Genomic DNA, 25,753 nt, shown 5'->3' on the forward strand with positions numbered 1-25,753 from the left:
ATTTATAGTTTTTTAAATCTAATTGCTGTTCCTCCAGCGCCACCTAAATGTAATTTTAGGGAATCTGAAGCTTTAACGGTTTTCTTAGAAATCGCTATTGCTGACGGATTGTGTGTTTCATCAGTTCCTTCTGCGTCAGCATAGATTTGAGCTTCGTAAGTTGCATTTGGATCTAAAAATGATAAAACAACATTTACATCTCTTGCCTTTTCGTTTGTAATTGTTCCTAAATACCAATCGGCGCTTTTTCTGTCTTTACGGACTGTGGTGATATATTCACCAATTTTCCCTTCTAATACTTTTGTGTCTTCCCAATCTGTTGGAACATCTTTTAAGAATTGTAATGCTGGTTTCCCTTCGTAGTTTTCCGGAAGATCTGCCATCATTTGGATTGGCGCGTAAATAGTTACATATAATGCTAATTGTTGCGCCGCCGTTCCGTGAACTCTTTTTCCCGGATAACCTTGTTTTACCTCAACATCAAAAATTCCCGGAGTAAAATCCATTGGTCCTGAAAGTAATCTGGTAAACGGAATAATTGTTAAGTGATTTGGTGGATTTCCTTCGCTCCAAGCGTTATATTCTTGTCCACGTGCTGCTTCTCTTGAAATCATATTCGGAAAAGTACGACGTTCTCCTGTATCTTTTATTGATTCGTGGTACAATACAGCCAAATCATATTGCGCTGCTTTTTCTAAAATGTATCTGAAATAATTCACTCCAAATTGTCCGAAGTGGTTTTCTTTCATGTTTAATTTTGAACCTACGTGTCCAATTTTAACCGTATGAATTCCTAGTTTTTTGTATAAAGCAAAACCTTCATCAACTTCTTTTAAATAATTAATTAAGTTCGATCCTGTTTCGTGGTAACCTATCAATTCTACGTCTTTTGCCTTTCCATATGCTACTACTTTATCCAGATCGAAATTGTCCGCACTTTTAGTAAAACTAAACATGTGCATTTTGTTTTGGTACCATGCCGGTGTCCAGCCTTTGTTCCAGCCTTCGATCAACAAATGATGAAATCCTTCTTTTGCCGTAAAGTCGATATATTCTTCGGCATGTTTGGTTGTTGCGCCCTGAATATCACTTTCCCAAAAGGAATATTTTCCAATGTGCATTCCCCACCAGATTCCGAAGTATTTGTATGGTTTAAAATAACTTGCTGTGTTTTTTAATTTATTTGGATCATTAAGATTTAAAATCAAATAAGAAGTGATTAAATCTGCCGGAGTTTCGCCAATCTGAAGCGTTCTCCACGAAGATGTAAACGTATCTTTTACTCTAACTTTTACACCATCAGACCACGGCACTAAATCAGATTTAAGTTGTGTTCCTTTTGTGTTTACCAAAGTCATACTGGCAAAATCCACCAGATTTGCTTCGTGAAAACTTAAGGCTAATCCGCTTTTGCTTTCGATCGTTAACGGAGTCAAAACCGTATCTAAAGTACTTACCGGAGCATCTTTGAAAAGATATTCGTCACGGTTTTCTCTGTTTGCCGGAATCCACCATGCTTTTCCATCTTCTTTTAAGTTAAAAGTCGTTTTTTCATCCATAATGAAAATACTGTCTTTTACACTTTGTTTTGGATACACATATCTAAAAGCGATTCCATCATCAAATGCACGAAACTGAATTTCTAATTTTCGTTTGTTTCCCGCTTTTTGCTGTAGTTGAACAGAAAGCTGATTGTAGTGATTTCTGATGTTCTTCTTTTCTCCCCAAACTTGTTCCCAGGTTTCATCAAAAGTGGAATTCTTTACACTTTTGATTTCGAAATCTGTACTTAAGTTTTCATTTCCTTTTAATAAAAAACCCATATCTGATGGTGTAATCACTTCGGTTTTTCCGTGTGAAACAGCATATTTTGGAGCATTTTTTACTAACTCAAATTTGATTTTGTTTTGCCCGTTTGGCGATGCCAATTCGTAAGCATTTTTATTTTTCTGACTGTATCCAATCGAAACGGAAAGGATTAAAGCGGGAAGAATGAGGTAATTTTTCATGATATTTTTCTTAATTCATTTTTAATAAATCGGGTGTGCTTATGAGACTTCACCCGATTTAAAACTCAACAAAAACTTATTTTTATCCTAAGTTGGGATTATTTTTTTTGCCACGAATTGCACGAATTATCTCGAATTTAATTTGTGCAATTTGTTTTTTTTGCCACAGATTAAAAGAATTCAAAATGATTTCTTCTTTTCTGTGTGTTTATTTTCTCTCGCAGATTTTGCAGATTCAGCAGATTTTTAATTTTTAATTCTCAATTTTTAATCCTTTTAATCTGTGGCAAACCTTTTCTATTTTACCCACTCTGTTTTTAGAGTAGTTTTTCCTTGAAATGGGTTTGAAGTTACGTCAAAATTGTTTCCGTTTTTCGTAACTTTTATTTCTTGTACTGCATCTCCGTCCGGTAAAAATACTTTGGCTGTCGCCGAAGTTGTTTTGTCACTTGCATATACTTTCAAAGTCAATTTAGTCCAATCCATGTCTTTTGTAGATTGTGCTAAAGCGATGTGGGGCAAAGCTGTTCCGTCTTTTACTAAAACTACGATTGGCACTTCTCCGGCTTTGATTTTATGCCATCCTGATTGATATACTTTTTTGGTTTGATAATCAATCCATGTTCCTTCCGGAAGGTAAACGTCTCTTTCTGTAACTTCTTCAAAAAGCGGTGCCACCAACATACTTGAACCAAATAAATATTCGTTGTCTACCAACCAAGCTCCCGGATCATTTGGATATTCTACAAACAAAGCACGCATCATTGGCAATCCTTTTTGAGAACTTTCTTTCGCCTGAGCGTAGATGTATGGCATTAATTCGTAACGCATATTATCTGCTTTTCTAAATCCTTCCAAGAAATCTTTGCTGTATAACCAAGGTTCGCGCGGAGGTTCGCCGTGACTTCTTACGTGTGAAGTAAACATCCCGAAAGGCGCCCATCTTCTGTATAAATTCTCTGGTGATTTTGTTGCAAATCCTCCTACGTCATGACTCCAGAAACTGAATCCGCTTAATCCTAATGAAAGTCCGCCACGTAATTCTGCCGACATTGCTCCGTTTGAAGTTTCGGCATCTCCGCCCCAATGTAACGGATAACGCTGAGATCCTGCCCACGTACTTCTTGCCCAGATTAAAGTATATCCTTTTTCTTTCTGAGTAATTTCGGCTACAGCCTTATTGTATCTTAAAGGATATAAATTATGTTCGTAAAAACCTGTTCTTCCTGAATGATAAATTCCGTCAGGCGGAGCTGCTTCTCCAAAATCTACTTTGAAAACTGAAACTCCTTGGTCGAATAAATGTTTCAGTTTTGCCTGATACCAAGTCACTGTTTCGGGATTTGAGAAATCTAAAACGGCATCTTCGTACGGAAGATTTCCTTTTCTGTCTCTTACCGCTAAGTTTTTATCCATGATTTCGTTGAACAAGGTATTCTTTGGTGAAAAATACGGCAATTGCCATAAACACACATGGAAACCATCGTCTTTCAAATCTGACATCATTTTTTGAGCATCGGGAAAACGATCTTTCGAAAACTCATAATTGTTTCTCCAATCTACATCAAACCAACCGGTATCAAAATGAATTACATCTGTTGGAATTTTATATTTACGTAAATCTTTTGCTACCTGACGTCCTTCTTTTTCAGAGAAATAAGTAATTCGGCTCATCCAAAATCCGAAAGACCAAAGTGGTGGCATTGCTGCTTTTCCGGTCAAATCTGTATATTGATCCAGAACGTCTTTTGGTTCTCCGATAAAGAAAAACAAATCGGCTTCATCGTCTCCAATATACATTTCGTTTGCACTTGAAAAATATCTTCCAAAGTCAACTGTAATTGGTGTTGAATGATGCATAAAAACTCCATAACCACGACTGCTCATATAAAACGGAACTGGTTTGTACATCGTCTCATTCTGAATTCCGTTAGCATCATCTGCCCATAAAACTACTTTTTGTCCGCGTTTATTGAATTGGGTGAAAGATTCTCCACAACCAAATATTTTTTCGTCAGGTTCTAAACTAAAAGCGGCGCCCATACTTCTGGAATAATCGCTGTTTCTGCGCACATACGAGAACGGAAGTGTTGGCGTATAAGTATTTTTAAAATCAGAATCATGAAGTGTACTTGTCAATAATTTTCCGGTTTCATCGTAGATTTTTACGTGCCATGGTTTTGACAAAATTTCTACAACTCCATGTTTACTCGTGTATTTATATCCGCCTTCAATTTTAGAATATTTCCATAATTCAGGATGATTTGGCGCAACACCATTTATCAACATTAGGGATTCTTTTTCAGGATGAAATTGTGGTCCTGAAGTCGTTTTGATTCGGATTGTTCTATCTGAAACAAACTGTATCTGGAACGGCAATTCCGGTGAAGCCTGATATTCTGTTGTGGGAAATTCGTTTGCTTCTACAACATCTGGTTTCATCATCATGTTGTTGAAAGCCTGACGCGTTTTGTAATTATATCTCAGATATTTAATTGTTCCTTTTCCGGTTACAGGATCAAAAGCGGTAAGTTCATCGGCAAAATAAAAAGTGTTCAGATAATTCTGAAAATCTTTGCTGATGTCTATCGGAGCATTTAGCACATCTGCGTTCTGAATTTGTGCGGACGCTTTTGGAACTGCTAAAAATCCAAGAATAAAAGCAGAAAACAATGCGGTTATTTGTGAGTTTTTCATTGATTAATAATTTCTAAATGTTAGTTCTCCTAACAGTCCCGAAGCTTCGGGGCAAAACCTGTTAGGTATCTTATTGAATATCTTAATAAAATCTATCCATACCTAACAGGTTTTGGAAACCTGTTAGGAAAGGTGTATTCTTATTCTGCTGTAATTACAATTGTCGCTGGTTTTAATCCATTCGCCTGAGCGGTTAATTCCAGTCTTCCTGTTTTAGTATCTGATTGAACAACCACCAAACATTTTCCGTTAAGCGCGGTGTGTTTTGAACCTTTGTATGATTCGTGACTTACCGGATCTCCGCTGCAAACTCCAACTATTTTTCCATTTCCTTTTAGTGAGAAATTGATTTCGTTATTGGCATTTGGAGCCAAAGTTCCTTTTGAATCCTGAATATCAACCGTTACAAATGACAAATCATTTCCATCGGCTTTGATGTTGCTTCTGTCTGCTGTGAGTTTTAATTGCGATGGATTGTCTGCTGTTTTAATTTCGGTTTCCAAAACTGTTTTTCCGTTTTTACGAGAAATTGCTTTTAGGGTTCCGGGTTGAAAGGGAATTCTCCACATGACGTGTAAATCGTCTCCTTTTTTACTTCTGATTCCTACTGATTTTCCGTTAAGGAAAAGTTCAACCTCATCGGCCTTATTATAATATGCCCAAACATCAACGGTTTGTCCTGCTTTCCAGTTCCAATGTGGGAAAATGTGCAGCACGGTTTTGTCTGTCCATTCACTTTGGTACATATAATACACATCTTTTGGGAAACCTGCTAAATCTACAATTCCGAAATACGAACTTACAGACGGCCATTCGTACGGAGTTGGTTCTCCGATATAATCGAAACCTGTCCAGATGTACATTCCCGAAAGAAAATCGTATTTTTTAATGACTTTCCAGATTGCTTCATGCGTAGAACCCCAAGGCGTTTGTACCTGATCGTAAGCAGAAACGGTATTGCCCGGATTTCCTTTTGTGAATTTTTGATCCCAACTTACCGGCCATTTTTTTATAGTATCTGAAACTTTATCGTAATAACCGCGAGTTTGTAATCCCGAAGTAGTTTCGGTTGCGATGAAAGGAATTCCCGGGAAATTTTCTTTATGATGTGCATAAGTTTGATGTGCATAATTGTATCCTATAAGATCTAAAACTCCAGATTTTGCAAGGGGATTAAATTGTACATTCTTTTTTTCGAATTGTAATGTTACGTCATCAATATTCATGTTTACCGGCGGATTCATCGCTGCAGTTAGCGGACGTGTTTTATCGTTGGTGCGTACAATTGCTGCCAATTCTTTTGCGATTTCAACACCTTTTTCATTCCATTGTTCCGGAATTTCGTTTCCTATACTCCATATAAAAATACTTGGATGATTGCGGTCGCGGTGCAATTGATCTGTTAAATCTTTCTTGTGCCATTTGTCCCAATCGTTTGCATAATCATATTTGGTTTTATTTTGTTTCCACATGTCGAAAGCTTCATCCATGACAATGAAACCCATTTTATCACAAAGATCTAAAAGTTCCGGAGCTGGAGGATTATGAGAAGTTCTGATTCCGTTTACACCCATTTCTTTCAGGATTTCTAACTGACGTTCGATGGCGCGAGTGTTGATTGCTGAACCTAAAGGTCCTAAATCATGATGCATGCAAACTCCTTTTATTTTTACTTGTTTTCCGTTTAAAATAAAACCTTTGTTCACATCAAATTTAAAATCTCTAATCCCTAAATTGGTTTTGTATTGATCTACAATTTTATCATCTATTGAAATTTCTGTTATAACGGTGTATAATTCAGGTTTTTCAACTGACCATAAAATTGGCGTTTCAACCTCAGTCTCTTGTTTAATTGTTTGATTGGCGTTTGCTCCAATGGTTATATTTTGAGTAACCGATGTTACTTTAGTATCTTCTTTAAAAATAGTAGTGGTTACAGTTGCTTTTTTTGAAGCTGCATTTTGATTCTGAATTGTAGTTTCAAAATTTACCGAAGCTTTTTCGGCAGTAACTTTTGGCGTTGTCACATAAGTTCCCCATTGTGCAACATGTAATTTATCTGTGGTTTCGATCCAGACATTTCTAAAAATTCCTGATCCTGAATACCAACGTGAATTTGGTTGTTTTGAATTGTCAACCTTTACAATAATTTCATTGTTTTTTTCTCCGTAATTTAAGTACGAAGAGATTTCATATTGAAAGCTAATATATCCGTTTGGACGTTTTCCTAAATAATGTCCGTTTACCCAAACTTCGCTGTTTTTATAAACTCCATCAAAGACAATTGATATAATTTTATTTTTATCAGAATCACTTATTTTGAAAGTTTTCTTATACCAGCCTAAACCTCCGTTAAGTGATCCGCCTCCGTATCCGGCAGGACTTTTTTCGTCAAACTTTCCTTCAATACTCCAATCATGCGGAACATTTAAGGTTCTCCATTTGGTTGAAGTTCCAATGGTATCTTTATCAATTATACTATCGTTTAAGTGAAAACTCCAATCTGAATTAAAAGAAATTTTTCGATTACTAAAAGTATCTTCTTTTTTATTGCAAGAACCCAACAGGATAATTCCGATTAGCAGTAATAACGGCAAAGCATTATTTATATAGTTTCTTTTTTTGTTCATATTAAGAGGATTTTATTGTTTTTAAAAACAAATATAAACATACCGATAGGTGATTGTTTCAATCCCCTACCGGTTGTTTTATACTCTGAAGTAATTATGGTTTTAGATTAAAAACCACAAACACTTTAAGGAACTATATAGTGGAAAACAAACCATTCGTCTTTTCCTGCATCATATGATGTTCCAAGCCAGATTCCTTTTTGAAGAAAATCTTTATTGTATGCTTTTACTACTTTAATAACATTTACGGTTGGATTCATCCAGCTTGTTGCATTTTGAAGAAGTGTTTCTCCTCCTAAATTAATTTCGTTGGTTGCTGCGTTTATAGTAAAAGTTCCAGTTGTGATTACACCATTTTGATTGCGGGTATAGTTAAGAGTTCCTCCCCATTGATCAAAACGTATTGATGAATTACCAGCGATTGCTGCCCAATCATCATTCCATCCCCAATTGTACGAACTAGTTGAATTAACTGTCCAACCTTTTCCTTTTCCAACCCAGTCAACAGGATTTCCTGTTCCATCTAATTTCCAAACTCTTCCTGCTCCGGCTCCACCAGTCAACATTGTCAATAATTCTCCAGGCGCAAATGTAGGATTGTACCCTTCGTCAACTACAGGTTCTGTAACTGGAGGAACATAATTGTCAGCATAATCCTTGGAAACAAAATTCCAGATATACCACCATGCTCCTTCGCTATTGGTTCTTTTTACAGCAATTCTTAACTGGTTCTCCGTTAATGTCAATACTTTAAGATTGTCGTTCCAGTTACTTGCATTTGCAATATAATTATCCGGTCTAAGGATTGTTGCTCCTGTTGTTGTTAAAGTATGACCATTGATATCTAAGAAGTAAGATCCGTTTTCGATCGTTGTTCCATCAGCTTCATGAACGGTCATAAAAGGTCCTCCTTCAAGGCTGAATGTCATGTATCTTCCCCAATGCATATCTGCATCTGTGCTTGAATTAGCGTTTCCTTCAGGTTCCCAGTTTGGAGTAAAATTACCCCATTCTACAGTTGTGCTTGGATCTGCATAAGACATTGCTCCTGGAGCTAAACCATATTTACCATTGTCCGTTACCCAAGATTTCTTTTTACCAACTCCGCCTGATAATGCTGTCCAAAGTGGATCATTAACATAATTTAAGTTATCCTGATTCACAGTAATTGTTACCGGATCTAACTGAACAATACCACCACCGGTTGTTGCCGAAATTTTAATGGTGTAACTTCCTTTAAAAGCATATTTTACAGTTTCTACCGCTTTGCTTGATTTTCCTGTACCGTAATCCCAGTTCAATACAACTCCGGGAGTTGTATTTTTCATTATTACTGTATTTCCTCCCGGATCTGCTGTTAAATCCTGAGTGATTTCAAAATGTATATCCGCTTTATCCATCGGTGTATCCAGAGAATACGTTTCAGGAGAACAAGATGATACTAGCATTGATGCTGCTAACATCAAAAATGATGTAACTAATAATTTAATATTTTTCATTTCTTTCCTTTTTTAGTTAAGATTACCAACCTGCATTTTGCTTCAAAACTCCGCCTGATAATGTAATCTGAGTATTCGGAATTTGTTGTAGTCCTTTTGTAGCTTCAATTTTACCTGCTGAAATTGTTTTTGTTGCGGCAACTCCACCATTTAATAATGTTGTAGTTTCTGCAATAGCTGTAGAAGCTTTTCCAACACCCTGACGCAATAAATCCCAGTATCTAACTCCTTCAAGAGCAAATTCTAAATGTCTTTCGTTCATGATATTATCATAATTAACCGGTAGCGCTGTAAAATTGTCTTTGTAAGCTCTTCTTCTCACGTCATCAAAATAAGTCTGAGCACTTCCGCTTCCTAATTCGGCAGCCATCAATAAAACGTCAGCATATCTTAATACAACATAATCCTGAAATTGACCGATATCCCAATATTGGCTTCCCATAACAAGTGGCATATCTACTCCGTTTTTGTCCACCATTGGTGAATATTTTTTATTGTAGTAACCGGTGTATTCTCTTTGATTGTTTATTTTATCGAATTTTATTTTTTCTTCATCGATTCCAATCACAGTTGCTACACGTCTTGTATCTGTTGCGCTATAAGTATCCCATAATTTTGAGTTTACCGTAACTCCCCAACCACGTCCGTAAGGGTAAGAAGAGAATTCTCTCATACCAAACATTACCATCCAATGGTTTCCATCTGTATTTCCGTTATAATCACTTGTGTAAGAGTATTTCACAGAAAACACAATTTCTTTATTGCTTTCTCCCGCATATTTATCAACTGAAGCTGCTGGCCACAAAGTAGAAAAATCATCTACTAAACCATGACCGCTTGAAGCAATTACATCTTCAAGATGTCCTAAGGCTTGTGTTTTAGTTACTATTCCAGCTAAATCTGTTTTTCCGTAATATCCTGTATAATATAGGTAAACACGTCCCAGTAGAGATTTTGCAGCCCATTTTGTAATGCGTCCTGAAGTTGTAGCATTGTAGGCAACAGCAGGTAAATTATTTGAAGCAAAAACTAAATCTTCGGCAATTACTTTATAAATTTCTTCCGGCGCTGCTTGTGGTACATTTTCAGAAGAGGGAGCTGTTAACAAAGGAACACTTCCCCATAAACGTGCCATTTCAAAATAAAGATAGGCTCTGATAAATCTGGTTTCAGATGTATACGTATTCTTTAGAGCTGTATCTCCTTTCCAGTCGATCTGATCCATTTTTGACAAGAAAACATTACAACGATAAAGTGCTTTATAATAACCAATCCAGTTACCGTTAAGCATATCAACATCTGCAGGTGAACGTGAAATATCAAACTCGTCGATTGCAGCATAATTGTAACCATCAGAATTTCCGGTTCCGCCAAAACAATCATCAGACATTACTTCACTTATCACCGGAACTCCTAAACCGCTGGCTCCGGTTGCAACTTGCAAACCATCATAACAACCTACTAATGCTGAATAGGCATCATCTGTTGTTTTATAAAAATTAGTATCTGTTTGTTGTACTAATGGTTCTGTTTCTAAACTACAAGAACCCAATGACAATAAACTCAAACAGAAAATATATAGATATGTATTTTTCATCTTATTAATTATTAAAGTTTAATATTTAATCCCAACATGTATGTTCTTGGTCGTGGGTAGTAACCTACATCAACACCTGATGAAAACTTTTGGTCGTTATTTGAAGAACCAAATCCAATTTCAGGATCCATACCATCATATTTCGTAAAAGTGTAAAGATTCAATACAGAGAAATAAAGTCTGAACTGGCTTGCAAAAAAGGTTTTTGATTGTTTCATTTTTGCTAAATCAAATCCTAATGTAACGGTACTGATTCTTAAAAAATCACCATCCTGAACATACAAATCTGAGAATTGCGTAAAGTTTCTGTTGTCTTCTGTTACTCTTGGTACTGTGTTTGAAGAACCTTCTCCATGCCAACGATCTAATATTGCAGATGTATAATTTCCGTAAGCACCTGCCTGATTTCTATACGACTGTACGATTTGATTTCCTGCTACACCATTTGCCATAACCGAGAAATCGAAAGCTTTGTAACTACCGGATAAAGAGAAACCAAAAGTAAAGTCCGGATTTGGTTTTCCGATACTTGTTTTATCTGATGCATCAATTTTATCATCTCCGTTAGTGTTTACATAGATAAGATCTCCGGGAGCTGCATTTGGTTGTAAAACCGCACCACTTGCTGATTTATAATTGTCAATTTGTGCCTGATTTTGAAAAACTCCGCCAGTTTTATATCCCCAGAAATAACCTAACGGTTGTCCATTTTGTGCTCTGTAAAACTCACCTGAATTATCATAAAGTTCGTTGTTCAATCCGTGGATGATACCATCTGTAGTAGGTATTTTTCCAACTGTGTTTTTATTATAGGCACCGTTTGCACTAATGCTATAATTAAAATCTCCAATTTTATTTTGATATTGTAATGACAACTCAACTCCTTTATTCACTACGTCTCCACCGTTGATGTAAGGCGCATCTGCACCGGCAGTTGCTAAAATTGGTGCTAAAATTAACCAGTCTTTATTCGTTTTTTGGTAAACATCAAACGTAACATTTAAGGCATTGTGTAAAAATCTTGCATCAAAACCAAAATCAATTTGTTCTGAAGTTTCCCATTTTAAATTCAGATTTGATAATCTGTCCGGATAAGCACCAGGCGTTAAAACTCCTTCTGTATCACCAAAAATATAATTGGTATTATTTGATTTTATAGTTGATAAATATTGAAAAGGTCTTGCATTCTGATTACCAACCTGTCCCCAGCTTCCTCTTAATTTAAGAAAGTTAATAACATTTGAATCTCTTAGAAAATTTTCATTTGAAGCTATCCAACCTGCAGATACTGATGGGAAATAACCCCATTGATTTTCTTTAGAAAAAATAGAAGATCCATCCATTCTAAAAGTTGCATTGATCAAATAAGTTTCTTTATAGTTGTAATTTAATCTTCCAAAATAAGACATTCTTTTAGTCTCTTGTTTTAGACCGCTCATGGATATTTTTGCACCATCTTTGTTAGTCGTGTTGTCTAACCAAGCGTGTTCTAAATCATTAAAAACAGAATCTGCATTGGTAACACTTACCGAAGTTCCGTCATAATTAATAGAGGAAGTTCCTAACATTGCTTCAAAATGATGCGTATCTGCAACATTAAATTTATAAGTCAATAAATTATCCCAAGTAAGAGTTTTACCTTTGTTCATGTTTTGGTTAACTTTATCAAATGCATTGTTTGCATAAATCGATAAGTCATATATTGGCAAGTATGAATGTCCTTCACCTGCATAATAATCAAGTCCTAAAGTAGTTTTGAATGTTAAGTTTTTTATAGGCTCAATTTGCAAATAAACATTTCCAAGTAATTTTTGGTTGTTACCTTCATTTTGATTGTTGTATTGCATCAAAGCATAAGGATTTGCTGCTCCGGCAAGCCAAGGCTCTGTATTATTTGTGGTATCATAATAATTGCCTTTAGAATCATACATTGGCAATAATGGCGTTGCCTGAAAAGCACCTCTTAAAGCATTATTGTATTGATTTCCAACTCCAATTCCGTTTTTATTAATATAAGCAAAACTTAAATTTTCTCCAAACGTAACTACGTCTTTGTATAATTTATGTTCTGAATTGAATCTAAAATTATAACGTTCGTAGTTTGATAAATCTTTACCTCCTACAACTCCTTCTTGTCCTAAATAAGACAACGATGCTGAATAAACTGAAGTATCTGAACCACCCGAAGCACCAAATGAGAAATTTTTGGTAGCCGCATTATCAGTAAACATTTTATCCATCCAGTTTGTTCCTTTTCCTAACGCAGCAATTTGGCTATTCGTAAAATATGGGTTTTTCCCTGAGTTTACAGCAGCTTCGTTTAGTATCGTTGCATACTCCGTTGCATCTAATAAATCAACTTTTCTGGCTACAGATTGTACACCATAATACTGATCAAAAGTCATTTGTCCTGCAGCACCTCTTTTTCCTTTTTTGGTTGTTACCAAAACAACTCCATTAGAAGCTTGAGATCCATAAATGGCAGCAGATGCAGCATCTTTTAAAACAGAAATAGATTCAATATCTGAATTGCTTAAATAAGAAATATCACTTGTAAGTATTCCGTCAACAACATAAAGCGGACTGCTTCCTCCTGTTGATCCCACACCTCTAATCACGACATTTAGTCCTTCTCCCGGTTGTCCTGAAGTAGAAGTAACCTGAAGTCCTGCTGCCTGACCCTGAAGCGCTTGCAGTGCATTTGTCGTATTGGTTTTAGCAAGATTCTCTCCGCTAACCTGAGTAACGGCGCTTGTTACAAGCGTTTTCTTTTGAGAACCATACCCAATTACGACAACTTCTTTAAGATCTGCGGCTTCTGTTTGTAAAGTAACATTAATCGTTTTTTGAGTTCCAACAGTTATACGCTGTGCTTTAAATCCCATAAAACTGATTACAATTACGTTACCCGTTTTTGCTTCCAGTTTAAAATTTCCATCAAAATCTGTTGAGGTTGCTGTTTTGGTTCCTTCAATTGCTACTGTAGCACCCGGAATTCCCATAGCATCTTCTGCTGATTTTACATTTCCGCTTACAATCTGGGATTGCTCCTGTGCAAAACCGGACTGCACCATAAATACACTAAGCAACAGCGCCATGCAGAACGAGAGCGTTGTTGTTTTAAGACAATGTTTGCTTTTCATAATAGTTAAGAATTGGTTGAAATTATAGTTAGTAATTTTTTGTCTATTAATATGCGTTCGAAATAATCTGTTCGAATAATTCCTGTCTTCCGCTCAGCGGTTGAGGTTCTCCACTTGCACGGGCAATTTTGCTAAGATCTTCAAGAGATAATTCTCCGTTTTCGAACTTTGCTCCGTTTCCACCGTCAAATGAACTGTAACGCTGTGTGCGTAATTTTCTGTAATCTGTATTTTGTAATATTTGATCTGCGCAGATTAATCCTCTTGCAAAAACATCCATTCCGGCAATGTGTGCAATGAATTTATCTTCTAAATCGATTGAATTTCTTCTCACTTTTGCATCGAAGTTTACGCCTCCGCCCTGAATTCCTCCACCTTCAAGAATCACCAACATAGCTTGTGTAACTTCCTGAAGATTTATTGGGAATTGATCTGTATCCCAACCATTTTGGTAATCTCCGCGGTTTGCGTCGATACTTCCTAACATTCCTGCATCTACCGCAACTTGCAATTCGTGCTCAAAAGAATGTCCGGCAAGAGTTGCGTGGTTTACTTCAAGGTTTAATTTGAAATCATTTTGAAGTCCGTATTTATTAATGAATCCTAATGAAGTCGCTGCATCATAATCGTACTGATGTTTTGTAGGTTCCATAGGTTTTGGTTCGATCAGGAAGTTTCCTTTAAAACCTTCTTTGCGTGCATAATCTTTACAAGTATTTAAGAATCTCCCCAAGTGGTCTAATTCTCTTTTCATGTCTGTGTTTAACAAACTCATATAACCTTCACGTCCTCCCCAAAAAACATAATTTTCTCCGCCAAGAGCAATAGTTGCGTCGATTGCAATTTTTGCCTGAGCTCCTGCATACGCCAAAACATCAAAGTTTGGATTCGTTGCAGCACCATTCATATAGCGAGGATTGCTGAATAAGTTTGAAGTTCCCCACAACAATTTAATTCCTGATTCTTGTTGTTTTTGTTTCGCATATTCAACCATAGTCTGAATACGAGTTTCAAATTCTGCCAATGTTGGCGCATCATCCACCACATCAACATCATGAAAACAATAATAAGGCAAACCTAACTTTGTCATAAATTCAAAAGCAGCATCCATTTTGTCTTTTGCTCTTAAAATGACATTCTCATTTTTATCCCAGGAAAATGTTTCAGTCGAAGCTCCAAACGGATCTCCTCCAGTGTTACATAACGTATGCCAGTACGCCATCGAAAAGCGCAAATGCTCTTTTAATGTTTTTCCCGCAACGATACGATTTTCATCATACCATTTAAAAGCTAGTGGATTATCACTTTCTCTTCCTTCGAACTTTATCGTATCGATGTTTTTAAAATAAGATTGTTTAGTTGTGCTCATTATTATTGTTCTATTTTAATTTGACTTTTCCATTCTTGATATAAATCCTGATATTGACTTGTCAGGATTTTATTGGGTTCAATTCGATCTAAACATTGCAATCCTGCGAAAGCTTCGTCAAGCGAATTGTAATATCCGAAACCGTAAGCAGCGCCTCTTGCAGCACCTTCTGCTCCTGAAGTATTGTATAATTCTAAAGTTGTTTGTGTAGTATTGGTGAAGATTTCTCTAAAAACCGGACTTAAAAACAGGTTTGAATTTCCTGCTCTAACCACTGTTCCTGAAACTCCAACTTCTTTCATCACATCAAAACCGTAGTTCATGGCAAACACGATTCCTTCGCAGGCTGCGCGCACCAAATGTGATGGCTGATGTATGTTGAAATTTAAATTCTGGATTCCAGAAGTCGCATTTTTATTATTAAAAATACGTTCAACACCATTCCCGAAAGGGTAAAAACGAAGTCCGTTGCTTCCTGCTTCTACTTTTGCAGCTTCGGCATTTAGCTTTTCGTAGGCGATTAAATCAGTTCTGTCAACTGACATGATTTTGCGCAGCCATTGGTATAAAATTCCCGAACCGTTAATGCACAACATTACTCCGTTGCGTTTTTCGGCTTCGGTATTGTTGACGTGTAAAAAAGTATTGATTCTGTTTTGTTTGTCGTAAGCATCCTGATCGCTTACGGCATAAACTACTGCCGAAGTTCCGGCTGTTGTAGCAATTTCTCCGGGTTTCAAAACGTTCAATGACAAAGCATTGTTTGGTTGATCTCCTGCTCTGTACGTTATTTTTGCATCAGGATTTAATCCTAATTCCTGAGCAATTTCTAAGTGAATTGTTGCCTGAATTCCGAAGTTTGAAACAATTTCCGGAACAATATCAGATGATAATCCCATTTGAGAAAGGATTTCTGTTGCCAGTTTTCCTTCTGAGAAATTCCATAAAGCGGCTTCTGATAATCCCGAAGTACTTATTTGAGCTACTTTTGATAATTTGGCAGCAATAAAATCTCCCGGAAGCATCATGTATTTTGCTTTTGCAAAAACTTCAGGCTGATTGTCTTTTACCCATTTTAGTTTTGAAGCGGTAAAATTTCCCGGACTTCCTAAAATTTGTTTTTGAGAATTTTCAGCACCCATTTTAGCATAAATTTCATCTCCGATAATCGCTGCACGACTGTCACACCAAATAATTGAGGAACGAACCGGATTCAGATTTTCATCGGTTAAAACCAAACCATGCATTTGATAGGCAATTCCGATTCCGGCAATTTTCTTTAAATCAATATTAGACTTTGAGCCTAATTGTTTGATTCCGTCTTTTACATATTGCCACCACGATTCAGGATCTTGTTCTGCCCAGCCAAATTTTGGGGCAATAATTGGCATTTCAAAATCCGGAACACTTACTGCGCCAATAGTCGTTCCTTTTTCAGGATCGAAAATTGATAATTTTATCGATGAGCTTCCTAAATCAATTCCTAAAAAAAACATTTGTGGTACTTTTTATTTAGTTATAAATTTGTCCCTTTTAAACTTATAGTCAAACTGAACTTATCTTATGGTTAATTTGACTACAAGTGTAAAACATTTTTCTATATTAACAAAATATTAGGTTTATTTTTTTTCAATTCTGATAATTCAAACATGATTTTTATGAATACGTTAAAAAAGAAGCTAAAACAGCAGAAAAAAATATCAAAAAAATAGCGATTTAGCAATTTGATAATCAGTCGTTTAAGGATGATTATTTTAAAATCTTATTTTTAAGGATATCGCAAGCAATTGATTGTCAGAAAATTATTGCGTTAAGAAAAATATAAATCTCATATGAGGAGAACTATTCATTTTATTTATTTAATTTGTCAAAATTTAAATAGCATATGGTTAAAAATGTAGCCGACGATTCTGCTTTAAAAAGCGAGCAAACCGCAATGAATGCAATCACGATTGACTGTGTCATATTTGGATTTGATAAAGGAAGTCTTGAAGTGCTTCTGGTACAACACGGAGAAGGAATTAGTAAAGGAAAATGGGGACTTCCAGGAGGATGGATCTATAAAAAAGAGAGTACTGATGATGCCGCACACCGTTTATTGAACGAGCTTACCGGTCTTGATAATATTTACCTGGAGCAATTAAAAGCGTTTGGAGATCCGGATCGTTTCCCGCTTCGACGTGTTATTACGATTGGATATTATGCCTTAGTAAAACGCGAAGATTACAACATTAAAGCTGGTTTTACGGCTTCGGATGCACAATGGTATAAGATTAATAATATTCCGGATTTGATTTATGATCACAACGAAATTCTTGCTTATAGTTTAAAAAATCTTCAAAACAGAGTTCGTCAGGCTCCAATTGGATTCAATCTTTTGCCTGAGAAATTTACTTTATTGCAATTGATGCATTTATATGAGGAGATTTTAGGAATCGAAATGGATAAATCAAATTTCAGACGAAAAATTCTGCACATGAAATTATTGGTTGCTCTGGATGAAAAACAACAAGATGTTTCGCATCGTGCAGCCCAATTATACAAATTTGACGAAGCGATTTATAAGAAATTGACTGAAAAAGGATTTAATTTTGAATTTTAATGACTTCCTCCTTTTCTAAAAATATTTCGGAAACTAATACTGATGTCAAACCTTTTATAGAGGGCATTTCGATCGACTGCGTTATTTTTTCTTTTGATAAAAAAAATCTTGAGGTGCTTTTAGTACATCATGCCGTAGGAGAAAGTGCCGGGAAATGGGGAGTTCTTGGTGGAAATCCGGAACTGGAAGAAAGTATTGATAATGCCGCACTGCGAATATTATATGAACTCACCAGCCTTGACAATATCTATCTGGAGCAATTAAAAGCTTTTACAGATCCTGATCGTGTAAAAAGCGAGAGGGTTATAACTGTTGGATATTACACCTTAGTAAACCGAGAAGATTATAATATTAAGGCCAGCGTCTCTGTATTTGAAGCTAAATGGTTTAAAATTAATGAGGTTCCTAAGTTAATTTTTGACCACAACGAAATCTTAGAATATAGTTTAAAACAACTTCAAAACCGGGTTCGTCAGGCTCCTATTGGATTCAATCTTTTGCCTGAAAAATTTACTTTATTGCAATTGATGCATTTATATGAGGAAATTTTAGGAATCGAAATGGATAAATCAAATTTCAGACGAAAAATTCTGCACATGAAATTATTGGTTGCATTAGATGAAAAACAACAAGATGTTTCGCATCGAGCCGCCAAATTATACAAATTTGATGAAGCGATTTATAAGAAATTGACCGAAAAAGGATTCAATTTTGAATTTTAGATAAAAAAATGCCCGAAGAAATTCTTCGGGCATTTGTTCCTTTATTTTTTAAGGAATACATACGATTATTACATTGCAATAACCTCCTACAATTCCCGGAAACTTAGAAGGGTCTTCTGATCCGGAATTTGCTGCAACTCCATTTCCGCTCGGACAAATAGAAGTTGGTACGCCATTTCTGGGACCGCAAACTGTTCCTAATGTTCCGCCTTTAATACTTTTCATTTCTTCTTTTGAGAGTCTGCCAAATTTTTGAGCCAGTCTCACGGTTTGTTTTTCCATAATTTCTTGGGTTTAATTGTTAGTAAAAAATAGATATTCTCTTTTTTTATAAATAAATCCTGCGCACAGATTTCAATAAAAAAAGACAACAAAAATTTAAAACCATAAATGATTTATACTTATGGTTTAAATGACTACAAGTATAGTCATATTTACCTAAACCGACAATTATTCGCACAAAAAATACAGATTTTTCAAATAAAAGCAACTAGAAGTATTTTTTTGACAAAGAACGAATCAAACCAACTGTGTAGTAAAAACATTTTGCACGTTTTTGACTTTAAACTACTCCTTCATTATTAGTGAATTACGGACTTTCCGGCAGCAAAATTCAAAATCGAACAACTAGATTCCAGAATCCAAAACTTTGCGCTATCTTTGCGCCTTAATAATGTGCCGTAAAGCAATTGCTATGGCACAAATTTATACCCTGAAATACTTAAAACTCGCTTAGAGAATTGACATATTAAAATGAAGAAGATACGTAACTTTTGCATTATTGCACATATTGACCACGGTAAAAGTACACTGGCAGACCGATTGTTGGGCGCTACACAAACCGTTACAGCTCGTGAAGAAAAAGCGCAATTGCTTGACAACATGGACCTGGAGCGCGAGCGTGGAATCACCATTAAGAGTCATGCCATTCAAATGGAATATACTTATAAAGGCGAGGAATATATTTTAAATTTAATTGACACTCCCGGCCACGTTGACTTTTCATACGAAGTTTCCCGATCTATTGCTGCCTGCGAAGGTGCGCTCTTGATTGTTGATGCTGCACAAAGTATTCAGGCACAAACGATTTCTAACTTATATTTAGCTTTAGAAAATGACCTGGAAATTATCCCGGTTTTAAATAAAGTTGATTTACCTAGCGCTAATCCTGAAGAAGTTAGTGATGATATTATCGATTTATTAGGATGTAAACTAGAAGATATTATTCATGCTTCAGGAAAAACCGGTTTTGGTGTTGAGAATATCTTAGCTGCCATTATCGAAAAAATCCCACCTCCAACAGGAAATATAGATGAGCCGTTACAGGCTTTGATTTTCGATTCACATTACAATCCGTTTCGTGGAATTGAAGTTATTTTCCGTGTGAAAAACGGACAGATTAAAAAAGGGCAAAAAATTAAATTCATGGCCACCGGTAATGAATATTTTGCTGACGAAATTGGAACTTTAAAATTAAATCAGGTTCCTAAAAATGTTATTTCTGCAGGTGATGTTGGTTATTTAATTTCTGGAATTAAAGAAGCCAAAGAAGTAAAAGTTGGAGATACTCTAACAGATGCTAAAACACCTACTACCAATATGATTACTGGTTTTGAGGATGTAAAACCAATGGTATTTGCCGGAATTTATCCTGTTGATACTGAAGATTATGAAGAGTTGCGTAACTCTATGGAAAAATTACAATTGAACGATGCTTCATTGGTGTTTTTACCTGAAAGTTCGGCGGCTTTAGGATTTGGTTTCCGTTGTGGATTTTTAGGAATGTTACACATGGAGATTATTCAGGAAAGACTGGAACGTGAGTTCAATATGACTGTAATTACTACAGTTCCTAACGTTTCGTACCTGGCTTATACTAAAAAAGATCCTACTGTAGGATTTGTGGTAAACAACCCATCTGATTTACCTGAACCATCAAGATTAGATCACGTAGAAGAACCTTATATAAAAGCGACAATTATCACCAAATCTGATTTTGTGGGGAATGTTATGTCTTTATGTATTGAAAAAAGAGGTTTGATTACCAACCAAACCTACCTGACTACCGAAAGAGTAGAATTAACTTTTGATATGCCTCTTGCCGAAATTGTATTTGATTTTTACGATCGTTTAAAAACGGTTTCGAAAGGATATGCTTCATTTGATTACGCTCCTATTGGAATGCGAACTTCAAGCTTGGTAAAAGTGGATATTTTATTGAATGCTATTATTGTTGATGCTTTATCTTCTTTAATTCACGTAGACAATGCCTACCRCATTGGTAAAAAAATGTGTGAGAAACTAAAAGAATTAATTCCGCGTCAGCAGTTTGATATTCCAATTCAGGCAGCAATTGGAGTAAAAGTAATTTCTCGTGAAACTATCAAAGCACTTCGTAAAGACGTTACCGCAAAATGTTACGGTGGAGATATTTCGCGTAAGCGTAAACTTCTTGAAAAACAGAAAAAAGGTAAAAAACGTATGAGACAAGTTGGAAATGTTGAGATTCCGCAAGAAGCTTTTATGGCTGTTTTGAAGCTTAACGATTAATTTTTTTTAGAAGAAAGAAGAAAAACTTAAGAATAAAGACTTCATACTTGATGCTTTAGACTTAAGATATATAATAAGATTAAAACCCGATGACTTATGTTATCGGGTTTTTTGTTTTTAAAAAATGCCGTTTTGACTCGTTTTGTGTGTCATTAATCACAAAGAAAACCTAATTAATCTTCCAAAATAAACACGTAAAAACTTATAAAAAAGTAAGAATATTAACTCAATAACTTCATTTTTAATCCAATTGATTTCTTTTGCAAAAATTTTAATCGTAAAAACATAATTTTAATCTTACAAACTTTAAAAAGCTATAATTATGAAAACGAAATTCTTTATTATTTTATCGATGTTAACTTTTTCATTCGCAAATGCTCAAGAAGCACAAGCGGAATCAGAAATGAACTCAGCAAAAGGTATTACTTTTCAACAAGGAGATATGTTCCTTGAAGGTTCTATAAAAATTAGTACAGGCGGTGCAGCTGATTATTATGGATTTAGTCCAAAATTTGGTTATTTGTTGAATGATAAATTTGCTGTGGGAGCAAAAATAGATTATTCCAGCAATAAGGTAGATGCGACTGATACTAAAACAAATGTTTTTGGAGTTGGCGCTTTTGCCCGTTACTACTTTTTAGAATTAGATAAAAAACGTTTTAAAGCTTTCGCGGAAGCTGGTTTAGGTTACGGACGTAATAAAGTCGAAAGTCCCCTAAACAGTGACACGAGTAACAGTGTGACGGCTGACATTACAGTTGGTCTTAATTATTTTGTCACCAAAAATATCGCAGTAACTTTCACATTGGCTAATGTACTGGCATACAATAGCGTTTCTCCTGAAAATGGAGCATCATCGGATACTTTTAATTTAAACATTAATTTATTTGAAAACATTTTTGACCAACCACAATTTGGTCTTTTGTATAGATTCTAGCAGTTTAAATTGTTTCCGGTTTAATGTTTCAAGTTGTTGTACTTTGAAATTTAACTGCAAAACTTACAAACTAATTTATAACCCGATGACTTTCGTTATCGGGTTTTTGTTTTTAATAATAGATTGCCGGATGCAAATTGCAGATAATTTTTTAACTGATAAATCTGTCCTAATTTGGGACAGATTTTTTATTTCTTTAAACTCTGAACCTTTGTATCTTTGAACCTCTGCACTTATAAAAGAAAAAAATGGACGAAACCCCAAAACGATTTGACCGTATTATCGCAATTCTGATTCAATTACAATCTAAAAAAATTGTAAAAGCACAAGAATTGGCTGATCGTTTTGACTGTAGTTTAAGAACTATTTATCGGGATATTAGAACTCTTGAAGCGTCTGGAGTTCCTATTTATAGTGAAGCCGGAGTTGGCTATGCTTTAATGGACGGTTACAGATTACCGCCGGTTATGTTTACGCGTGAGGAAGTAAGCAGTTTTATCGCTGCCGAAAAACTCATGCAAAAATTTACGGATCCATCTCTTGGATCTCATTATGCATCGGCGATGTATAAATTAAAGTCGGTTTTGAGAGGTACTGATAAAGATTGGCTTTCAAATATTGAATCTAAGATTTTAATGCAAACCCAGGAACCTTTGTTTCACGACAGTTCACCTAATACTTTGGCAATTTTGTTTGAAAGTATTGCAGAGAAAAAACAAATTCTGCTATCCTACAAAACCATCGAAGCACAGGAAGCAAGTAACCGAAACATTGAGCCTGTGGGTATTTTTCACGATCATAATAATTGGTATTTTCTGGGTTATTGCCATCTTCGAAATGATTACAGACAATTCAGAACGGATCGGATTCAGGGAATTCAGAAAACAGATTTACACTTTACAATTGAACACGATTCTTTAGAAACTTATTTGGTTAAATCAGAAACTATTCCAACGACTAAGGTTCGAATTCTGGTCTCGAGAAAAATCCTCAATTATCTTCGATATGAACAAAAATATCATGGCTACGTATCAGAAAAAGAAGTTGGAGACGAAATCGAAATGACTTTTATGTCGCGCGATACTCAGGAAGGTTTTGCGAGATGGTTTTTGATGTTTGGTGATTATGCTACAATTCTGGAGCCTGAAAGTCTCAAAAACAGGGTAATGGAATTACTGGAAACGTATAAAAAAAGATTATCATAAGTTACTAGTGCGAAATATGCTGGCAAAGTTTTTTTTAAGAGCCACAGATTAAAAGGATTAAAAAGATTTTTTTTTCTCATTTTATGTCATTTCTGTAAAGGTTACTTATTTCGGTAACGGATTTATCATTTCGAGGAACGAGAAATCACACACGTAACTCCGCACAGATAATCGTCAATCTTTGTAGAATTCCTAGTGTGATTTCTCCCTTCGTTCGAAATGACAAACAGTACAATTAATCATTAATAAACAAGACTTCGCGTCCTTGCACATTAAATTATAACCCATTTGTTATCATACAAAAACTCCCAAAGATGAACCTATTTCAGCTTTGGGAATTTTTCAATTTATTATTGCGCTTTTACTACATTATAAAAATTATAATCGGTATTTGAAGCATCTGTAATACCAATATTTCTTCCAATAGTTACAATTTGTCCTCTGTGATACGTGCCATGATTTACTACTTGTAATAAATAATCAGAAATTGGCAAATCGCATTGAAACCACGGACTTTCGATTTTAATGGTTTTATATAGTTGTTCGTCTGATAATGATGATATAAACTCGGATAATTTGGCCGATGTATTTAACAAACCTTCAAATATATCATTCTTGTCTAATTCAGCATTTTCTATTCTTTCGGGCAAAGCGGTTTCGGATATTATAGAAAACCAATATTGCTCTGTTTCCCAAATATGGTTAAGTGTTTTAAGAATGCCGGAATAACTGGAAGCAACTTCTTTATGCAACAGCTCATCAGATTTTGGTGTTAGCCAATTCACAAATTGTTGATTTACCCATAAATTGTACGCAGCATAATTTGCCATTATCTTTTTTAAACTCATACTGTTTGATTTATATTATACTTGAATGAATTGACTGGTTCGTTAAAAACATCTTGCTATTGATTTATCTTTCCCAGAAAAAAGGCGGATCAATTCCTAAAGCTCTTAAATAAACATATCCTTGTCCGCGGTGATGAACTTCATTATCAACAAAATACAAAATATTCTGAATTACCGGAAATTCATATTGCCCAAAAAGATTGAAAGTTTCATTAAAATCTTCAATAGACAATTGTTGCCAATACTGATTAATTTCTTCCGTTGCCTGATCCCATTTTTCAAGATATTGAGCTTTAAAAATCAACTTTTCGGCTCCTTCTGTGAATGGTGCTGTTTCTTTAGTTACAATTCCTTTAAGTCCGGGAACCGCAATTCCTAGAAGTTCATCTACTAGTTTAGAGAAAGTTCTCATTCCTCCTATCGAGAATTCAAAAAAATCTTTCTCAGGAAACAATTCAATAACTCGACGAGTCAGGGCGCGGTGACCTTGCCAGTGTATCAACAAATCTTCAGGAGTAATTAATTGGGCTGCTAATGTTTTCATAGTTTTAAAGTTTTAATTATTTAATACTTCAAAATTATCGAGGGTCGGTGACAACAGTTTGTCAGTAGGAAATAAAAAATAAAATATTTTTTTATATCCTACTGTAGAGACGCACAGTAGTGCGTCTTACACAACGTAACCTCAGTTTATACTCGTTGCCTTAAAACCAACTGGTTTTACAAACCTGTTGGGCTTGATACGGAATAGATTGTGGTTACTAGACGTGAGACGCACTGCTGTGCGTCTCTACAGTGCGCCTCTATGAACATAGGTGTCTACGAGATTACGGAATTAAAATTTGTACCTTTGCAGCTTAAAAACATTGGAACTTAGAAAAAATGATCGAAGATAAAAATCCGCAACGTACCAGTTTAGCGCAATTAGGCGAGTTTGGCTTAATTGAACATTTAACCAAAAATTTTGATGTTACTCAGGAATCTACTTTAAAAAGTATAGGAGATGATGCCGCAGTTCTTGATTTTAAGGATAAAAAAGTAGTTGTTTCTACTGATTTATTGATTGAAGGTGTACATTTTGATTTGGCTTACATGCCTTTAAAACATTTGGGCTATAAATCTGTTGTCGTAAATCTTTCTGACATTTGCGCAATGAACGCCAGACCAACGCAAATAACGGTTTCTGTAGCCGTTTCTAACCGTTTTCCGTTAGAAGCATTAGAAGAATTATTTGAAGGGATTACACACGCCGCAAAAGAATATAAAGTAGATGTAATTGGTGGCGACACAACTTCATCTCAAAAAGGATTAATTATTAGCATTACCGCAATTGGTGAAGCTGATGAGGACGAAATTGTTTACCGAAATGGTGCCAAACAAACCGACTTACTAGTTGTTACGGGCGACATTGGTGCTGCATATATGGGACTACAGGTTTTGGAGCGTGAGAAACAAGTTTTTCAGGTGAATCCAAACAGTCAGCCAGATTTAGATATGTACAGTTATTTGATCGAGCGTCAATTAAAACCTGAAGCCAGAAAAGATGTTCGTACTTTATTGCATGCTTTGGAAATTAAGCCTACATCAATGATCGATATTTCGGACGGATTATCATCTGAGATTATTCATATCTGTAAACAATCTAAAGTCGGTTGTAATTTATACGAAGATAAACTTCCGTTAGATCCGCAATTTATTTCGACTTGCGAAGAATTTAATATTGACAGTACAACTGTCGCTATTAATGGCGGTGAAGATTATGAATTGCTTTTTACGATTGATATTAATGATTTTGATAAAATAAAAGGAAATCCAAATTTCTCTGTTATTGGTCATATGGCAGACGAAAGCGAAGGAATAAACCTGGTTACTCGTGCAAACACCCAAATTCCGTTGAAAGCGCGCGGTTGGGATGCTTTGAGCGAATAATTCAATTAAAATCTCA

At 35.5% G+C, this 25,753-nt stretch carries 17 protein-coding genes; 6 read left to right on the forward strand and 11 right to left on the reverse strand.

Annotated features, from left to right (window positions below; translation table 11 throughout):
- Window positions 1-2: 2 nt before the first annotated feature.
- From EAH81_RS23765 to EAH81_RS23800, 8 genes are all read right to left on the reverse strand, one after another.
- The gene (locus tag EAH81_RS23765) at window positions 3-2,009 is read right to left on the reverse strand and encodes a glycoside hydrolase family 97 protein (RefSeq protein WP_140511493.1); all 2,007 of its coding nucleotides are present in this window, start codon (window positions 2,007-2,009) and stop codon (window positions 3-5) included.
- A gap of 297 nt (window positions 2,010-2,306) precedes the next feature.
- Complete coding sequence (locus EAH81_RS23770; RefSeq protein ID WP_140511494.1) at window positions 2,307-4,706, reverse strand: alpha-xylosidase; 2,400 nt, start codon at window positions 4,704-4,706, stop codon at window positions 2,307-2,309.
- Window positions 4,707-4,846: 140 nt separating this feature from the next.
- Window positions 4,847-7,336 carry a glycoside hydrolase family 2 TIM barrel-domain containing protein gene (locus EAH81_RS23775; protein WP_140511495.1) on the reverse strand — a complete coding sequence of 830 codons (2,490 nt, stop codon included), beginning with the start codon at window positions 7,334-7,336 and terminating at the stop codon, window positions 4,847-4,849.
- Window positions 7,337-7,461: 125 nt separating this feature from the next.
- Window positions 7,462-8,835 (reverse strand): hypothetical protein, encoded by a 1,374-nt coding sequence (locus EAH81_RS23780; RefSeq protein WP_170214151.1) that lies wholly within the window; start codon window positions 8,833-8,835, stop codon window positions 7,462-7,464.
- A gap of 22 nt (window positions 8,836-8,857) precedes the next feature.
- Window positions 8,858-10,432, reverse strand: a complete 1,575-nt coding sequence (locus tag EAH81_RS23785; RefSeq protein WP_140511496.1) for a RagB/SusD family nutrient uptake outer membrane protein — start codon at window positions 10,430-10,432, stop codon at window positions 8,858-8,860.
- Between the two features lie 11 nt (window positions 10,433-10,443).
- On the reverse strand, window positions 10,444-13,575 hold the full coding sequence (locus tag EAH81_RS23790) for a SusC/RagA family TonB-linked outer membrane protein (protein WP_140511497.1): 3,132 nt from the start codon (window positions 13,573-13,575) through the stop codon (window positions 10,444-10,446).
- Between the two features lie 46 nt (window positions 13,576-13,621).
- Window positions 13,622-14,944, reverse strand: coding sequence for a xylose isomerase (gene xylA, locus EAH81_RS23795; RefSeq protein ID WP_140511498.1), 1,323 nt, complete (start codon window positions 14,942-14,944; stop codon window positions 13,622-13,624).
- A 2-nt stretch (window positions 14,945-14,946) separates the two neighbouring features.
- Window positions 14,947-16,440, reverse strand: coding sequence for a xylulokinase (locus EAH81_RS23800; protein WP_140511499.1), 1,494 nt, complete (start codon window positions 16,438-16,440; stop codon window positions 14,947-14,949).
- A gap of 389 nt (window positions 16,441-16,829) precedes the next feature.
- Between EAH81_RS23800 and EAH81_RS23805 the strand changes: the two genes are divergently transcribed.
- Together EAH81_RS23805 and EAH81_RS23810 are read left to right on the forward strand one after the other, a co-directional pair.
- Entirely contained in the window at window positions 16,830-17,546 is a 717-nt protein-coding gene (locus EAH81_RS23805; protein ID WP_140511500.1) for an NUDIX hydrolase, read from the forward strand.
- Window positions 17,546-18,268 (forward strand): NUDIX hydrolase, encoded by a 723-nt coding sequence (locus EAH81_RS23810; RefSeq protein ID WP_140511501.1) that lies wholly within the window; start codon window positions 17,546-17,548, stop codon window positions 18,266-18,268. The genes EAH81_RS23805 and EAH81_RS23810 overlap by 1 nt, the downstream gene beginning before the upstream one ends.
- 48 nt (window positions 18,269-18,316) lie before the next feature.
- Here EAH81_RS23810 and EAH81_RS23815 read toward each other — a convergent pair whose 3' ends face one another.
- A complete protein-coding gene (locus EAH81_RS23815) occupies window positions 18,317-18,550 on the reverse strand; it encodes a hypothetical protein (protein WP_140511502.1) in 234 nt (77 codons plus the stop codon).
- A gap of 471 nt (window positions 18,551-19,021) precedes the next feature.
- Here EAH81_RS23815 and lepA point away from each other — a divergent pair, with 471 nt between their 5' ends.
- From lepA to EAH81_RS23830, 3 genes are all read left to right on the forward strand, one after another.
- Window positions 19,022-20,818: a translation elongation factor 4 gene (lepA, locus tag EAH81_RS23820; protein ID WP_140511503.1), complete on the forward strand. Its 1,797-nt coding sequence runs from the start codon at window positions 19,022-19,024 to the stop codon at window positions 20,816-20,818.
- 322 nt (window positions 20,819-21,140) lie between these two features.
- The gene (locus EAH81_RS23825; RefSeq protein WP_140511504.1) at window positions 21,141-21,755 is read left to right on the forward strand and encodes an outer membrane beta-barrel protein; all 615 of its coding nucleotides are present in this window, start codon (window positions 21,141-21,143) and stop codon (window positions 21,753-21,755) included.
- Between the two features lie 248 nt (window positions 21,756-22,003).
- Window positions 22,004-22,960 (forward strand): helix-turn-helix transcriptional regulator, encoded by a 957-nt coding sequence (locus EAH81_RS23830; RefSeq protein WP_140511505.1) that lies wholly within the window; start codon window positions 22,004-22,006, stop codon window positions 22,958-22,960.
- A 350-nt stretch (window positions 22,961-23,310) separates the two neighbouring features.
- Here EAH81_RS23830 and EAH81_RS23835 read toward each other — a convergent pair whose 3' ends face one another.
- Window positions 23,311-23,808, reverse strand: a complete 498-nt coding sequence (locus EAH81_RS23835) for a DinB family protein (protein ID WP_140511506.1) — start codon at window positions 23,806-23,808, stop codon at window positions 23,311-23,313.
- Window positions 23,809-23,872: 64 nt separating this feature from the next.
- Window positions 23,873-24,352, reverse strand: coding sequence for a DinB family protein (locus EAH81_RS23840; RefSeq protein WP_140511507.1), 480 nt, complete (start codon window positions 24,350-24,352; stop codon window positions 23,873-23,875).
- Window positions 24,353-24,690: 338 nt separating this feature from the next.
- Between EAH81_RS23840 and thiL the strand changes: the two genes are divergently transcribed.
- Window positions 24,691-25,737 (forward strand): thiamine-phosphate kinase, encoded by a 1,047-nt coding sequence (thiL, locus tag EAH81_RS23845; protein WP_140511508.1) that lies wholly within the window; start codon window positions 24,691-24,693, stop codon window positions 25,735-25,737.
- Window positions 25,738-25,753 lie beyond the last annotated feature (16 nt).

The sequence above is a fragment of the Flavobacterium pectinovorum genome (genome assembly GCF_006438875.1).
Taxonomy (GTDB): Bacteria; Bacteroidota; Bacteroidia; order Flavobacteriales; family Flavobacteriaceae; genus Flavobacterium; species Flavobacterium pectinovorum_A.

Coding starts and splice junctions, on each gene's coding strand:
- EAH81_RS23765 (WP_140511493.1), bottom strand. CDS start 2,009: ATGAAAAATTACCTCATTCTTCCCGCTTTAATCCTTTCCGTTTCGATT.
- EAH81_RS23770 (WP_140511494.1), bottom strand. CDS start 4,706: ATGAAAAACTCACAAATAACCGCATTGTTTTCTGCTTTTATTCTTGGA.
- EAH81_RS23775 (WP_140511495.1), bottom strand. CDS start 7,336: ATGAACAAAAAAAGAAACTATATAAATAATGCTTTGCCGTTATTACTG.
- EAH81_RS23780 (WP_170214151.1), bottom strand. CDS start 8,835: ATGAAAAATATTAAATTATTAGTTACATCATTTTTGATGTTAGCAGCA.
- EAH81_RS23785 (WP_140511496.1), bottom strand. CDS start 10,432: ATGAAAAATACATATCTATATATTTTCTGTTTGAGTTTATTGTCATTG.
- EAH81_RS23790 (WP_140511497.1), bottom strand. CDS start 13,575: ATGAAAAGCAAACATTGTCTTAAAACAACAACGCTCTCGTTCTGCATG.
- xylA (WP_140511498.1), bottom strand. CDS start 14,944: ATGAGCACAACTAAACAATCTTATTTTAAAAACATCGATACGATAAAG.
- EAH81_RS23800 (WP_140511499.1), bottom strand. CDS start 16,440: ATGTTTTTTTTAGGAATTGATTTAGGAAGCTCATCGATAAAATTATCA.
- EAH81_RS23805 (WP_140511500.1), top strand. CDS start 16,830: ATGGTTAAAAATGTAGCCGACGATTCTGCTTTAAAAAGCGAGCAAACC.
- EAH81_RS23810 (WP_140511501.1), top strand. CDS start 17,546: ATGACTTCCTCCTTTTCTAAAAATATTTCGGAAACTAATACTGATGTC.
- EAH81_RS23815 (WP_140511502.1), bottom strand. CDS start 18,550: ATGGAAAAACAAACCGTGAGACTGGCTCAAAAATTTGGCAGACTCTCA.
- EAH81_RS23825 (WP_140511504.1), top strand. CDS start 21,141: ATGAAAACGAAATTCTTTATTATTTTATCGATGTTAACTTTTTCATTC.
- EAH81_RS23830 (WP_140511505.1), top strand. CDS start 22,004: ATGGACGAAACCCCAAAACGATTTGACCGTATTATCGCAATTCTGATT.
- EAH81_RS23835 (WP_140511506.1), bottom strand. CDS start 23,808: ATGAGTTTAAAAAAGATAATGGCAAATTATGCTGCGTACAATTTATGG.
- EAH81_RS23840 (WP_140511507.1), bottom strand. CDS start 24,352: ATGAAAACATTAGCAGCCCAATTAATTACTCCTGAAGATTTGTTGATA.
- thiL (WP_140511508.1), top strand. CDS start 24,691: ATGATCGAAGATAAAAATCCGCAACGTACCAGTTTAGCGCAATTAGGC.